The 14,698-nt window shown below is 45.0% G+C and carries 12 protein-coding genes; 8 read left to right on the top strand and 4 right to left on the bottom strand.

Annotated elements, in window-relative coordinates; all coding sequences use genetic code 11:
* Window positions 1-170: 170 nt before the first annotated feature.
* Entirely contained in the window at window positions 171-1,403 is a 1,233-nt protein-coding gene (locus ACTRWI_RS17200; protein ID WP_063523563.1) for a pyridoxal phosphate-dependent aminotransferase, read from the bottom strand.
* 276 nt (window positions 1,404-1,679) lie between these two features.
* On the opposite strand from ACTRWI_RS17200, the gene ACTRWI_RS17205 reads away from it, so the two are divergent.
* From ACTRWI_RS17205 to ACTRWI_RS17235, 7 genes are all read left to right on the top strand, one after another.
* Window positions 1,680-2,999 carry an isochorismate synthase gene (locus ACTRWI_RS17205; protein ID WP_499133034.1) on the top strand — a complete coding sequence of 440 codons (1,320 nt, stop codon included), beginning with the start codon at window positions 1,680-1,682 and terminating at the stop codon, window positions 2,997-2,999.
* Window positions 2,996-4,720, top strand: coding sequence for a 2-succinyl-5-enolpyruvyl-6-hydroxy-3-cyclohexene-1-carboxylic-acid synthase (gene menD, locus ACTRWI_RS17210; RefSeq protein ID WP_499133035.1), 1,725 nt, complete (start codon window positions 2,996-2,998; stop codon window positions 4,718-4,720). The genes ACTRWI_RS17205 and menD overlap by 4 nt, the downstream gene beginning before the upstream one ends.
* 9 nt (window positions 4,721-4,729) lie before the next feature.
* The gene (gene menH / locus ACTRWI_RS17215) at window positions 4,730-5,527 is read left to right on the top strand and encodes a 2-succinyl-6-hydroxy-2,4-cyclohexadiene-1-carboxylate synthase (RefSeq protein ID WP_499133036.1); all 798 of its coding nucleotides are present in this window, start codon (window positions 4,730-4,732) and stop codon (window positions 5,525-5,527) included.
* A 105-nt stretch (window positions 5,528-5,632) separates the two neighbouring features.
* Entirely contained in the window at window positions 5,633-6,499 is an 867-nt protein-coding gene (menB, locus tag ACTRWI_RS17220) for a 1,4-dihydroxy-2-naphthoyl-CoA synthase (protein WP_499133037.1), read from the top strand.
* 74 nt (window positions 6,500-6,573) lie between these two features.
* Window positions 6,574-7,581 (top strand): o-succinylbenzoate synthase, encoded by a 1,008-nt coding sequence (gene menC, locus ACTRWI_RS17225; protein ID WP_499133038.1) that lies wholly within the window; start codon window positions 6,574-6,576, stop codon window positions 7,579-7,581.
* A 52-nt stretch (window positions 7,582-7,633) separates the two neighbouring features.
* Window positions 7,634-9,067, top strand: coding sequence for an o-succinylbenzoate--CoA ligase (menE, locus tag ACTRWI_RS17230; protein WP_499133040.1), 1,434 nt, complete (start codon window positions 7,634-7,636; stop codon window positions 9,065-9,067).
* 139 nt (window positions 9,068-9,206) lie between these two features.
* Window positions 9,207-9,371 carry a hypothetical protein gene (locus ACTRWI_RS17235; RefSeq protein WP_008220662.1) on the top strand — a complete coding sequence of 55 codons (165 nt, stop codon included), beginning with the start codon at window positions 9,207-9,209 and terminating at the stop codon, window positions 9,369-9,371.
* Between the two features lie 119 nt (window positions 9,372-9,490).
* Here the strand turns inward: ACTRWI_RS17235 and ACTRWI_RS17240 are convergent, their stop codons facing one another.
* The 3 genes from ACTRWI_RS17240 to ACTRWI_RS17250 form a co-directional block, all read right to left on the bottom strand.
* A complete protein-coding gene (locus tag ACTRWI_RS17240) occupies window positions 9,491-10,411 on the bottom strand; it encodes a YeiH family protein (RefSeq protein ID WP_499133041.1) in 921 nt (306 codons plus the stop codon).
* Window positions 10,412-10,559: 148 nt separating this feature from the next.
* Window positions 10,560-12,434 carry an MFS transporter gene (locus ACTRWI_RS17245; RefSeq protein WP_499133042.1) on the bottom strand — a complete coding sequence of 625 codons (1,875 nt, stop codon included), beginning with the start codon at window positions 12,432-12,434 and terminating at the stop codon, window positions 10,560-10,562.
* 17 nt (window positions 12,435-12,451) lie between these two features.
* Window positions 12,452-13,042: a TetR/AcrR family transcriptional regulator gene (locus tag ACTRWI_RS17250; RefSeq protein WP_499133043.1), complete on the bottom strand. Its 591-nt coding sequence runs from the start codon at window positions 13,040-13,042 to the stop codon at window positions 12,452-12,454.
* Window positions 13,043-13,239: 197 nt separating this feature from the next.
* Between ACTRWI_RS17250 and ACTRWI_RS17255 the strand changes: the two genes are divergently transcribed.
* Entirely contained in the window at window positions 13,240-14,154 is a 915-nt protein-coding gene (locus tag ACTRWI_RS17255; protein WP_008220669.1) for a Tim44 domain-containing protein, read from the top strand.
* Window positions 14,155-14,698 lie beyond the last annotated feature (544 nt).

Raw genomic sequence — 14,698 nt, forward strand, 5'->3', positions numbered from 1 at the left:
AGTGTCCTTTCTAAAGAGTGCTCCACTCGTACCTTGTGTTTGTTACAAACTGCACGAGACTGCGGATACAAAAAAGGCTCCTAAACTGGAGCCTTTTAAGCATAGAAGTGAATGAATACAAGTTAAAGTCTTTTAAAACAGCGAATTGTAGCCACCTTTATCTGTGCTTATTAACCTTCGATGAGGTCGTCTTGATTGTAAGTCTGTAAGAAGCGCTCCAGGCGACCAATTGCTGCTTCAAGGTCTTCAATGTGTGGCAAAGTCACAATACGGAAGTGGTCTGGTTTAGGCCAGTTGAAGCCAGTGCCTTGTACTAACAGTACTTTTTCTTGCTTAAGGAAGTCGAGTACGAACTTCTGATCGTCTTTAATATTGTACATCTCGGTATCGATCTTCGGGAACAGGTACATCGCGCCCTTTGGCTTGACACAAGAAACACCTGGGATCTTGTTAATCAGTTCCCATGCTCGGTCACGTTGCTCTAGCAAGCGGCCGCCGGGCAGTATCAGTTCATTGATACTCTGATAGCCACCCAATGCCGTTTGGATAGCGTGCTGCATTGGTACGTTGGCACACAAACGCATAGAGGCAAGCATCTCTAAACCTTCAACATAGCCTTTGGCTAAGTGTTTAGGGCCGGTCAAGAACATCCAACCACCACGGAACCCACAAACACGGTAAGCTTTAGATAGGCCGTTGAAGGTTACCATCAGTACATCTTCAGCAAGCGTTGCAACAGAAGTGTGTACAGCACCGTCGTAAAGAACTTTGTCGTAAATCTCATCAGCGAAGATGATTAGACCGTGTTCACGTGCAATCTCGACAACTTGAAGTAGGAAATCACGGCTGTAAACTGCACCTGTAGGGTTGTTAGGGTTGATAAGAACGATGCCGCGAGTCTTCGGTGAGATCTTTGCGCGCATGTCATCCAGATCTGGATACCAGTCTGCATCTTCATCACACATGTAGTGAACTGGAGTACCACCAGAAAGTGCCACTGACGCTGTCCATAGTGGATAGTCTGGAGCGGGAACTAAGATTTCATCACCATTATCCAGTAGCGCTTGCATAGACATAACGATAAGCTCTGAAGCACCGTTACCAATGTAAACGTCTTCTACGTCAAGATTGCGTAGGCCTTTTTTCTGGTAGTGTTGAACAACCGCTTTACGGGCTGAATAGATGCCTTTTGAGTCGCAGTAACCTTGAGATGTCGGCAGGTTACGGATTACGTCAACAAGGATTTCATCAGGGGCGTCAAAACCAAATGGGGCGGGGTTACCAATATTAAGCTTTAGTATTTTATGCCCCTCTTCTTCCATGCGCTTAGCATGTTTGAGTACAGGCCCCCTGATTTCGTAGCATACGCTGTTGAGTTTTGACGACATCCCGATATTTTGCATTGCCGATTTCCTGAAATTAATTTAAATACTTTATTAAAGTACCGCAAAATGGTGTTTGATAGAATAAAAATCTGATGAATGTCGCATTTTAGTGTCACGTTTGGTCTTTTTGTTGTCACTCTTTTCTGAGTTTTAATTCATCACTTTTATGCTTTTTGTCTAAAATGATAGAGGGGCTCGCTTAAAGTCACAGGAATGTTGAAAAGATATCGGTCATTATTGATCTAAGTTGGTGCTATCCATAAATTATCAAATTAATATAATAAGAATTTAGATGTGAACGAGGTCGATTTGTCACATTTCCAGCAAACTATTTCTGCTTTGATTGAGCAAGTAAAAAATGCCCAAGCAAGCGAAGTTCGTTGTGTTGAAGTTCTAACGCAAAAACCATCGTTTGCATTTATCGAATGGCTTCATGCTCAACCGCTGTTTCCTAAGTTCTACTGGCAGTCACGCGACACTCGTGAAGAGGTGGTTGCGCTTGGTCAGTTACACACATTTTCAAACCCAGCCCCCGCGTACGCGATTCTTAGTGAAGACCAACGAATCTGGGGGGGACGTTCATTTGACGGTCACACTGAAAAAAATCGCCGTTGCATGGAATCTTTTTTCTTTCTTCCTCAGATAGAACTGTTCCGCTTTGACGACACTTGGTCGCTGGCCGTTAACTTATCGCCTGATCGTATTGCGTCCATCAATGCTCTGAATAAGCTGTCTGTTAATGCTGCGATACTGGCTCCCTTATCAGCTCATATTGAACAGATTAACCACATTCCAGAAAGAGAACTGTGGGGCGGTTTGGTCGAGAAGGTACTCAAAGGCATTAGTGACGAAGAATATAAGAAAGTGGTTTTGGCTCGTAAAACGACGCTAAAGCTTGATGCGCCTATCTGTGCTGCTCAACTCCTTAAAGCTAGCTATCTGCAAAATCACCACAGCTTTCACTTTATGTTGGTGCTGGATTCTAAACACAGCTTTATTGGTTCGACGCCTGAGCGCCTATATAGCCGACATGGTACTGAGCTCGATACAGAGGCGCTGGCTGGGACTATTGGTCGTGGCGATAACGCGACCGAGGATATGAAGCTAGCCAATTGGCTTTCTCAAGACACTAAAAACCTCAATGAGAACCAATATGTGGTTGATGACATCATTGAGCGACTAACTCCTCATTCACAATCCGTACACGTAGAGAAAGAAGCGCGTCTGGTTCGTTTGCGTAAGGTGCAGCACTTAAAGCGTAATATTCACGCACAGCTCAATAACGGTATTAATGGTGTGCAGTTACTTGCTGCATTACAACCAACCGCCGCCGTAGCCGGTTTACCGCGCAAAGAAGCGATGGACTTCATTCTGGAAAACGAACCGTTTGCCAGAGGTTGGTATGCAGGTTCAGTCGGCTATATCAGTCACCAACGAGCAGAATTCTGTGTGGCGATTCGAAGTGCATTGGTTGTCAACGATCAAGTACAACTGTTTGCGGGCGCGGGGATCGTACCAGGATCGGTTGCCGAACATGAGTGGCAAGAGTTGAACAAGAAGATGTCGACCTTGTTGAGCCTAATTTTAGATCCACCACTAGGTGTCGCATCATGAATCACGACCAAGCGGTATTAAACAGAGTTTGGTGTTACACGTTACTTGAAGAGCTTGCACGCTGCGGCGTTGAACATGTTTGCATCGCACCGGGTTCTCGCTCAACACCATTAACACTCGAAGCCGAAGCTAGCTCTAAGCTAACCTTACACACGCACTTTGATGAGCGTGGGCTTGGTTTTCTTGCTTTAGGTTTAGCTAAAGCGAGCAACAAACCAGTTGCGGTGATTGTTACGTCCGGTACTGCTGTAGCTAACCTTTTACCAGCGACCGTTGAATCTGGATTAACGCGAGAAAAACTCATCTTGCTGACCTCTGATCGACCGATTGATTTAGTCGACTGTGGCGCTAACCAAGCGATTCAGCAGCAGGGCATTTTTTCGTCTCACGTTGAAACGGCACTAAACCTTCCAAGTCCAACGACACAAGTTTCTTTGAATTGGCTTTTGACATCGGTTGATAGTGCACTGGCGAAACAACGCAGTGTCGGTGGAGCTATTCATATCAACTGTCCGTTCCCAGAACCTCTTTATTCCGCTAATAGTGCTGAGATGTATGCGGATTATACAAAGAGCGTGGCAGCTTGGAGAGCTTCAACCCGTCTTTACTCCAACACTTATTTACCCAGTCATTTAAACACTCAGCCTGTTTCAGCAAGTGATTATGTCGCTCGTAAAGGCGCAGTGATTATCGGCTCTATTGAGAATGAAGCTGCAGTTAAAGCCAAGCAGTTTGCGACAGCTTTGGGCTGGCCAGTTTTCTGTGATCCTCAATCGGGTGTCAGTAGTGATTGGAAACACTATGCTCTGTGGATGCAAAGTGGCGTAGCCAAAGCACAGCTTAGTCAGTGTGATTTTATTATCCAGTTTGGTGAGCGCATCGTATCTAAGCGTCTTAATCAATGGGTAAAAGGGCAAGCAGCCACATTTTGTTCATCGCAGTACATCGTTGTTTCACCCGATGCCCATCGTATTAATCAAGATCATCGCCCTCAAACTCACATCGTCGCTAATATCGAAAATTGGTTATCAGAGCAACATCTACCGACGCTGTTGGGAGAACATGCTGGCTGGGCAGCACCGTTGGCGGAAGTCGCGAATACCGTTCAACAATTGGCGTTGGCGCAAATCACTAATAATGATCAACTTACAGAGCTGAGCGTTGTCGTTGACTTGTCGTCTAGACTTAAAGGCAGAGAGTTATTTTTGGGAAATAGCTTGATGGTAAGGCTGGTGGATATGTTGTCATCAATATCTGCGACTCAAGTGCACAGCAACCGTGGTGCCTCGGGCATTGATGGCTTGGTGGCGACGGCTGCGGGTGTGGTGAAAACTAACCAAATCCCTCTGATGATGCTGATTGGTGATACCTCTTTGCTGTACGACCTCAATTCGTTAGCGTTACTCACTCACCACACAACGCCTATGGTTATTGTGGTTACCAATAATGATGGTGGGGCGATTTTTGATTTGTTGCCGGTACCAGAGCAACAAAAACAGTCACTTTATCAGATGCCTCATGGCTTCAGCTTTGAGCATGCCGCTGCGCAATTTCAGCTTGGTTACGCTGCGCCAGAAACCTTGAGCTGTTATCAAACGCTCATCGAAAAACATTTCGAACAAGGTCAAGGTACTTTGCTCGTGGAAGTTAAGACGCCTCCCGAACAAGCGTCTACTTTGCTGAAGCAATTCAGCTCAATGCTCACCGAGGCATTAGCCTAAGGACTTTACATGCTTTACTCCAATTACTACCCAGCTGCACAAGTTCCTTCTGACAAACCTTTGCTTGTTTTTTTACATGGTTTACTCGGGAGCGGGGATGATTGGAGTGCATGTCACCCCTTCCTCGAAGATTTTCCTCGTCTTTGCATAGATTTACCCGGACACGGACAAAGCCGTTTTATCGATCCCGTAGGCTTTGAACACTGCTGTACCAAGATCGTTCAGTGCATCACTTCTCAGTTGGAGGGGAACGATCTTTCTGCAGATTATCCTATCGTGGTGATTGGCTACTCAATGGGAGGAAGGCTCGCCATGTATGGGGTTACAAGCCCTTGCTTTGAAACACTCAACATTGAAAAAGTCATCATCGAAGGTGGTAACTTTGGCTTGGAGTGTGACGAAGAAAGAGCTCAAAGGTTAGTACATGATACGCAATGGGCCGTGCGCTTTGCACAGCAGTCGATTGAGGATGTTTTAGACGATTGGTACCAACAAAGCGTCTTTTCTTCACTAAATCATGAGCAAAGACAAACTTTGGTCATAAAGCGTAGTGGTAACCTTGGGGTATCCGTAGCAAATATGTTGTTATCTACTTCGTTAGCGAAGCAACCTGATTTACGTGCTAAATTAAAATCTCATGAGCATCTTTTGCACTATGTATGTGGTGAAAAAGATCGTAAATTCATGGAGCTAGCTGAGAATAGTGGCTTTGAATATAGTCAGGTTGATTACGCTGGTCATAATGTTCATTTTGAACAACCAGAGATGTTTTCAAATTTGATTATCCAATGTATCGCCAGTCGTTGATGAACTGACTGAGCGTGGCTCTAGTATCAAGCGCTATGACAAGCAGAGCAACACCGTCGCGACTGTACGCTAGTCGCGCTCTCTAATAGAACAATGGGAATCACCATGGCTAAAACAGTAGGCATCACAGAAGAAGAACTTTACGCAGCCGTTAACTGGCGCGATGAAGGCAGTCAATATGAAGATATTCAATACCACAAGTCTGATGACGGTATTGCGAAAATCACGATTGCTCGCCCTCAAGTACACAATGCGTTCCGTCCACAAACCGTAAAAGAAATGATTAATGCACTGGCTGACGCTCGTTATGACGAGAAAGTTGGCGTAATCATTCTAACAGGTCTTGGTGAAAAGGCGTTCTGTTCTGGTGGTGACCAAAGTATTCGTGGTGACTACGGCGGTTACAAAGATGATTCAGGTACTCACCACCTGAACGTGCTTGATTTTCAACGCCAAATCCGTACTTGTCCTAAGCCAGTAATCGCAGCGGTATCGGGTTGGGCTGTAGGTGGTGGTCACGTGCTCCATATGATGGCTGACCTTACTATTGCAGCAGACAACGCTCAATTTGGTCAGACGGGTCCTAAAGTAGGTTCGTTCGACGGCGGTTGGGGTGCTTCTTACATGGCTCGTATTGTTGGTCAGAAGAAAGCGCGCGAAATCTGGTTCCTATGCCGTTTCTACGATGCTCAAGAAGCATTGGATATGGGCTTGGTGAACACGGTTGTGCCTGTCGCTGACCTAGAAAAAGAAACCGTTCGTTGGTGTCGTGAAGTTCTGCAACACAGCCCAATGGCGCTACGTTGTCTTAAAGCAGCGCTGAATGCCGACTGTGATGGCCAAGCGGGTCTGCAAGAGCTTGCAGGTAATGCAACCATGATGTTCTACATGACAGAGGAAGGTCAAGAAGGCCGAAATGCGTTTAACGAGAAACGTCGACCTGATTTCGACAAATTCCCGCGTAACCCATAGTTTAACTCTCTTCGGAATGAGTCGCTAAATAGCGGCTCGTTTTGTTTTAATGTTCCCGTTTTTTAGGAAACCTTATGAATTCAATGAGTTCCCAGCGTCAAGCTAAACTGTATCGTTATCAGCTACCTATGGATAGTGGTGTGGTGCTGCGTGATAATAAGTTGAACGAACGTATTGGCTACATTATCCATCTTGAGTGTGATGGTAAGGCTGGTTTTGGCGAAGTCGCCCCTTTGCCGGGCTTTAGCCAAGAAGGTGCCGAGCAAGCCGGCATTCAGTTACAAAACGAGCTAGAGCTTTGGAGTCACAACAAACCTAACACTCCATTCGATGAACTTTATCCGTCAGTGGCTTTTGGCTTTTCAATGGCGTTGATGGAGCTTCAAGGTGAGCTCAGCGCGGAAGGTAACTACCAAGCTGCGCCTCTATGTACCGGTGATCCAGATGAACTGATTCCAGTGCTTAATGAGATGGAAGGTGAGAAGGTCGCCAAAGTCAAAGTTGGTCTTTACGAAGTGATCCGTGATGGGATGCTGGTGAGCTTATTCCTAGAATCGATTCCTGATTTAACGCTAAGACTTGATGCTAACCGAGCGTGGAAGCCTGAAAATGCGAAGCAGTTCATCAAATACATTTCGCCATCACTTCGTCAGCGCATTACCTTTATTGAAGAACCTTGCCAAAAGCCAGAAGATAGCTTGGCATTTGCCATCGATCATGGCGTAGCGATTGCTTGGGACGAAACTCTGCAAGAAGCGGTGCGTAACCCTGAGTTTGATTTAAGTGATTTAACTGGTGTTAAGGCTGTGGTAATTAAACCAACCTTAATAGGCTCGGTAGAGCGTTGTGTGGCAATTATTGAGCGTGCACAGCAACTTGGTATTAAGCCTGTTTTAAGCTCAAGTATTGAGTCGAGCCTTGGCTTAACTCAGATTGCGAGATTGGCACAGCAGTATTTGCCTAGTGAAGTGCCGGGGCTTGATACGATAGGTTTGTATCAACAACAGCTAGAAGTACCATGGCCAGGTTGCCAACTTCCTGTTGCGACTCTTGAACAGCAGCGGCTGATTTGGTCTTCATAAGCCGGTTGTTCGGTTGGCTTAATCAGTTTTCAATTTTTAACTTGGTTATCTTATGATGCGCCCACAATCTAATCATAACCCGCTCTGGGTACAGTGGGCGCAGCAGAACCCACATCAAACAGCATTCGTAACTCCCAACTGCGCTTATACCTGGCTGCAAGTTTTGGCCTTAGTGAGTGATTACCAACAACAGCTATCCGAACAAGGCCTCTCTGAAGGAGATGTGTTGACCATTGTTGGTAAGAACCAAGCCGAAGTGCTCCCCGTTTATCTAGCGGCACTGAACCTAGGCGTGCTTTGTGCGTTCACTATGCCTCAGCCATCACTTCGCTTAGTACAAAAGCTTGAATCGCTTTATAAGCCGTCTGCTAGACGTTACTTATGGCTGTTAGAAAGTGGTGGTTTAAATCAATCCGACATTGCTGAACTAAACACTCAGTTACTTACACTGCCTTGCTTGAGTGACTTAAATGTTGATGACAAACCAACAGCAACGCCAGAACTTTCCTGTTTCAGTCCTCAAAACCTCGCGAGTATCGTGTTTACTTCGGGGTCTACTGGAAACCCTAAAGCGGTCACTCACACACTTGAGCAGCACCTATGTTCTGCAGCCGGATTATTAGATGTTTTCCAATTTAAAGGCAGTGATACTTGGCTACTGAGTTTACCAATGTACCATGTGTCGGGGCTGGCGATTGTTCATCGTTGGCTCGTTGCTGGTGGCTGTATAAAAGTGGGTGTTGGTCAGCTTGAATCCGATATCAAGGGCTGTAGCCATGCTTCCTTAGTCGCGACTCAACTGCACAGGTTACTAAAGAGTGAGCAAGCAATTACTTTAACTCATGTTTTGTTAGGAGGGAGTCATATTCCAGAAGCGCTTGGTCTTGAAGCTCAGCACATGGGGATTGAGACTTGGCTTGGCTATGGCATGACGGAAGCGGCCTCAACGGTGACAGCAAAGCCTGTTGATGCGAGCAGTACAGCCGGTTTTGTGCTGAATCATCGTCAATTGAAAATTGAAAATCAACGTATCTATATTGGAGGTAATACCCTCGCTTCTGGTTACTACTATCAAGGAACTTTAACCCCATTAGTGGATGAGAATGGCTGGTTTGATAGTAAAGATCTTGGTCAATGGGATGGCGAGCAAGTGTCGATTATTGGAAGAGCCGACAATCAGTTTATTTCTGGCGGTGAGAATATTCACTGCGAAGAAATTGAGCGAGCACTCAGTCAGCTGCTTGAGGTTAAGCAAGCCTTTATCATACCCGTAGAAGATAGCGAGTTCGGCTTTAGACCTGTTGCGATTATCGATTGTGATGAAATGCCAACTAAAGTGTGGTTTGCCGAGCAGCTACAGGGAAGCCTAGAACGATTTAAGTTACCTACCGAATACTACCGTATGCCAGAGCAAGAACAATTAGGCATCAAGGTATCGAGAGCGGGATTAGCGCAGTGGCTGTTGCAACACAAAAAATCAAAATGATAGAAATGGAGGTTTTAATCTGTTTAGTCTACGTTTAGCAGATTTGGACATTAGATAGTTCAAAACAGAATTTATTATCTTTATAACCATCTATCATAATAAACCATGTAAATAACGGATTATAGAATAAGGTCTTATTATGAAAATTGCCCTCATCATTGCAGTGCTACTGCAGATAGGCCAAGCCATCACATCGTCAGGGCTGACGCGTTCGTTAGCTGAACTTACTGCATTTGTGTTAGTTGTGGTATTGGTTTTGATGAAAAGAGAGAGCAAGAAGAGTGATAAGCCCCTGTTTGAATAGTGATTTGGTCGAAATGTATCAAAAACGATAAAGGCAAAGCCCATATGAGCTTTGCCTTTTTGTTTCCTTTTTCGATATTCGAGCTTCGTGCTTTTGCTAGAGATTTAACTCCGTAGGGGTTATGCGAGGGTCAACCAAGCTAACGAACCTATAGAGATCATTACCCACATCGTAATACCAAACATCAATGGCTTTGGTCCCGCCGCTTTCAGTTTCTCTACAGAGATACCGCAGCCAATTAAGAATAGACACACAACTAATGCACGCTTAGAAACATCAAAAATGCCTTGGTATACCACTTCAAACTGTGGTGACAAGTCGCTGACTGCGATAGCTGCGCAGTAGAAGAAAATGAAGTAAGGCACGGTAATCTTCTTTTGATCACTCTTGAAGATCATTGCGCTGACCAACGCGATTGGGATGATCCACAGTGCACGAGCGAGCTTAAGTGTTGTCGCGGTTGTTAGTGCTTCTTCACCATATGCAGAGGCAGCACCAACAACTGAAGAAGTATCGTGAATCGCGATCGCAGCCCAGGTCCCGAACGTTTGTTGGCTCAATTCAAGTGCATGGCCAATCATTGGGAATAAGAACAGCGCTACAGAGTTCAATACAAAGACGGTAGCCAATGCTAAACCAATCTGTTCGTCTTCTGCTTTGATTGCTGGGGCGACCGCAGCAATCGCACTACCACCACAAATGGCAGTTCCAGAAGAAATCAGGTAGCCCGTAGTGCGATCCAACCCCATACGTTTTGCTAAGAACCAGCCAATAACCAACGTGCCGATGATAGTGGTAATGATCAAACCAATACCGTCACCAGTCACCGCTAATGCTTTCTCAAACTGAATGCCAAAGCCTAAGCCGACAATTGAATAGGCCAGCAGCTTTTTAGTGATTTTGCCTACCTCTACGTTTTCAGGTACCAAGCCTAAGCTTGCAAGCAGAAAACCGACAACCAGCGCGGTAGGTGAACTTACCCATGGGGTTAAGCAAAATAGAGCAGCAAGATAAAATGGAATGGATTTATTCATTTTCATTATATTGTTTTTGTCTTTTCTGGTTATGGCAGCGTAGCAAAGACTATACGCTTAACTTGATGATAAGTAAGTCTAAATGAATTGAACAAACGTTAAGAGAAACTAAACGTTTGTTCAGGAGGAGCATTTGGACTTAATTTAAGCTTAATTATCTTTGAGAGCCACGCAGATCGGAAACGGTCTGACGCAGGGTTTCACAAGACGCATTGGTCGGCGAAATTAGCTCACCCGCTTCGATCTCTAGCTTTGTCCAGAAACGAGTTGGTAATCCTTTGCATGCTCGGCCTTTATAGCGGCTAAAGTAGCTGCCCCATAATCCTTTGAGAGCCATTGGAATGACCGGTACCGGAGAGCGTCGGATAATCAGCTCCATTCCACGCATGAATTCCGCAACCTCGCCATCTGAGGTGAGTTTACCTTCTGGGAAGATACATACGATATGACCTTCATGCAGTGCTTGTTCAACTTCATTGAAAGCGTTGCGAATTGAGCGACGGTTGGTGGATGAGATAGGAATCACTCCAGCTCTTTTCAAGAAGCGTCTTAGTGGCGGAAGCTTGGCATAGTCTTCTTCCATGACAAAACGAATCAGGCGAGGGCATACCGCGCTGAGCAGCAGTGCATCCATATAGCTGACGTGGTTACAAACAATCAACGCCCCACCATTCTCAGGTAGGTTGTGTAGATTCTTATGTTTTACACGGTACATGGTATGAGTGACTACCCAAGTGAAGAAGCGGAAGGCGTAAATGGGTACCTGATAGAACAGGTAAAGCATCACGAAGGTGTTCAATAGCGCCAGCAGTACAAACAGCTGTGGGATGGATAGTTCCAGCACGCTTAAGCATACGATACCCATTACAGCGCTTCCCACCATGAATAGTGAGTTGTAGATATTTAGTCCTGCAATCACTTGAGCACGCTCGTCTGGCTTCGCGCGTAGCTGCATCAGTGAATAAAGCGGCACAATAAAGATACCACCAGAGATGCCAAGCAGTAGCAGATAAGCAAACAGCGGCCATAGCTCTGAATAGGTCACAAATTGCTGAAAAGAGCCAAACTCGGGCAAAGACTCAGGGATGGATGTCGCCATCAGCAAGCCAAAAATTGAAATCCCTAAGCTGCCCATTGGTACAATGCCTATCTCAATTCGGTGATTTGAAAGCTTGTCACAGGCTAAAGAGCCAATGGCAATGCCTACAGAGAATAGGGCCAGCAAAAAGGCAACCGAACTCTCAGTGCCATTCAAATGCAGCTTAGTGAAGTTTGGAAATTGGGTTAAGTAGGTCGCGCCAAGAAACCAGAACCAGCTGATAGACATTAGAGCTTGGAATGTTGGTCGGTCTTTTTTTGCAATCGCGAGTGTTGCTTTGGTTAGCTTGATTGGCTGCCATTTCACTTTAAGATCTGGCGCATTGCTTGGTGCTAAAGGAATAAAGCAGCTTGATACGTAGCCAAGCACAGCGAATGACACAATACAAATTGCTGCAACCAGCTTCGCATTCTCTTCCGATGCAATAATACCGGCACCCAAAGTACCAATTAGAATGGCTAGGAATGTGCCTGTCTCAACTAAAGCGTTACCTGAAACGAGTTCTTTTGTTTCTAGTTGCTGAGGGAGTAAGGCGTATTTTACGGGCCCAAAGAGGGCACTCTGCGTCCCCATTAGAAACAGAAGCAGAAGTAAGATCCCGTAGCTTTCGTAGATAAAACCAATCGCACCCAGCGACATGATAACCACTTCAAGCAGTTTAACTTTACGGATAAACCAAGATTTTTCGTATTTGTCAGCCAGTACGCCAGCCAAAGCAGAAAAAAGGAAGAAGGGCAGAATAAATAAGCCAGCCGCCACATTTATGAATAGGTTGCTGGAGATAGGTAGTGTGTCTACGCTTGCAAAAGCCACAAAAAGTAACAGAACATTTTTGAAGATGTTGTCGTTAAAGGCTCCCAAAAACTGGGTAATAAAGTAGGGTAGGAACCTTTTTTGCGTTAACAGCGAAGATTGGCTGCTGCTGTTCATTGTACTTCCTTGAATGCTTACCAGTTGGTTAAGTAGTTTGAGACTAGGTTATTAATCAAATCTTTACCATCGATAGGCTCAGATGCGAAAAACTTATCGTCAACACTGAGAAGTGTAATTCCATGCACGCCAGACCATAATACACGGCTTGCTTTAACGACTTCACTTTCCGTATGTTCAGGAGCAATTGCGATTAACAATTGCTCTAGCATGCCAGTCATCTTATCGATACGGTTGGATTGCCATTCAGGTAAGTTTTCACCGTTCATGTTGTGCTCAAAGATAAGCTGCCAACGGTGTGGGTGCTTTTGCGCAAAGTCGTGATAGCAGTATGCAAGATTAAATAATGCTTGTTGCGCATTGCTTGATTGTTCAACGGCCGCTGCAGATTCAGCCGCGAGTTCATCTAGTGTTTTGGCTACGACATGAAGAAGCAAAAGGTTGTAGTTACCGAATACATTTACCAGTGTACTTGGTACATAACCAATCATATTCGCGATTTTTCGTAGGCTCAACTCGTGATAGGAGTGCTGCTCTAAAAAGTCTGTCACTGTATTTAAAGTCAGCTGGATCAATTGTTCTCGAGTGTGGTCGTTTCTGCGTGCCATGAGTAGTTTCTAGTAAATGAACATCGTTCAATATTTTAATGCTGCCCCTGAGTGCCGTCAATCCTTTCGCTAGTTTAGTCATTAACTAATCGCCGCAATATTATGAAACATGTGTAAACACAGTGAATATTTCATTGTGCTTTGTTAACGAGTATGATTAATGTGTCGAAAGATAAAGAAACCTATAAAGGATAATAATGAAACGATTTTTCTCACTAGTCGCGATTCTGATGGTATCAGTCGCGGTGACACCAATCGCGGAAGCGAAAAAGTTTGGTGGTGGTAAGTCTTTTGGTAAGAGTTTCAAAACGGCTCCTGCACCCAAACAGCAACAACAGAACACGAATTCGATCCGACAAGATCAAGCCGGTAAGAACACAGCGGCTAACTCTAGCAAGAAAGGCCTAATGGGCGGTCTGTTAGGCGGTTTACTTGCAGGTGGTCTACTAGCAGCATTCTTCGGTGGCGCATTTGAAGGTATTCAGTTCATGGATATTCTGATTATGGGTCTGATTGCTTTCCTAGCGTTTAAGTTCCTACGTGGCATGCTTGGCGCGAAGCAGGGGTCTATGAATCAGCAGAATGCACGTGGCCAACAGCCAGCATTCGGCGGTATGGGACAAAACAAGTTTGAACAACCAACGCAACAGCCAAATGTTCATAACTTCGAGCAAGCACAACCTCAATCACAAGGCACTGCTGGTGGCTTTGGTTTTGGTGCGCAAAGCGATGTTCCACATAACTACCCACCGGGTTTTGATCAAGCGGCATTCATCAATGGCTCTCGTGAACACTATCGTACACTGCAAGGTGCATGGAACCACAACGAGCTAAGCACGATTGAAGAGTACGTGTCTCCAAGCCTTTTCGAAGACCTAAAAGCTGAGCGTAGTAAGTTAGACGGTGATCAGCACACAGACGTAATGTACGTTGATGCTGAAATCGTTCGTGCAGACCATGACGGCAGCAAAGCACAGCTAAGCCTACAGTTTAGCGGTCGCTACCGCGATTCTGCGGAAGGCATCGAAGAAGACATCACTGATATCTGGCACTTAGAGCGTGACCTAACAACTGACAACGCGCCTTGGTTGATTGTTGGTATTCAAGGTTAATCTCTGGCTTGACTAACAGAAGACGTTTGCAAACTAGTACTTTGATTATTGAAAGCTCCAACAGGGAAACCTGTAGGGGCTTTTTTTTGTCTGGTAGTTTGACTCCGCAAGTGTTAGGAAGAGAGTTACTTAAGTAATGGTTGGGAATAAGGTGGGCTAACCTCAATACAAGCTACTCACTTTTAATATTTCTAATTAGTTACGTAACTAAATGAAACCGAGGAGTTAGTTGATATGACGAGGCTTTTTGAGCCTATATTAGAGCCTGAACTTTCATCGCAGCAGAAGCAGAAAGTAGTGGATAATTGCGAAGACCCTGTTTCTACAAACTTCTTAGGTTGCGCATCTTATTTAGTTTGAAAGCGTCATAGAGAAGTTTGGAGTGATTGATTCATCGGTAAGTTCAAAGGTATCAACTACCTTACGATAAGATCGGTATTGCAGTGTCCTGATATTTAGAAGAGACGTTACACTGAGATATATGGAACGTTAGAAACGAAAAAAGCCAACTCAATGAGTTGGCTTTTTGATTTTCCAATTAAGG

The organism is Pseudoalteromonas sp. G5_S1_14_S5, from assembly GCF_054968605.1.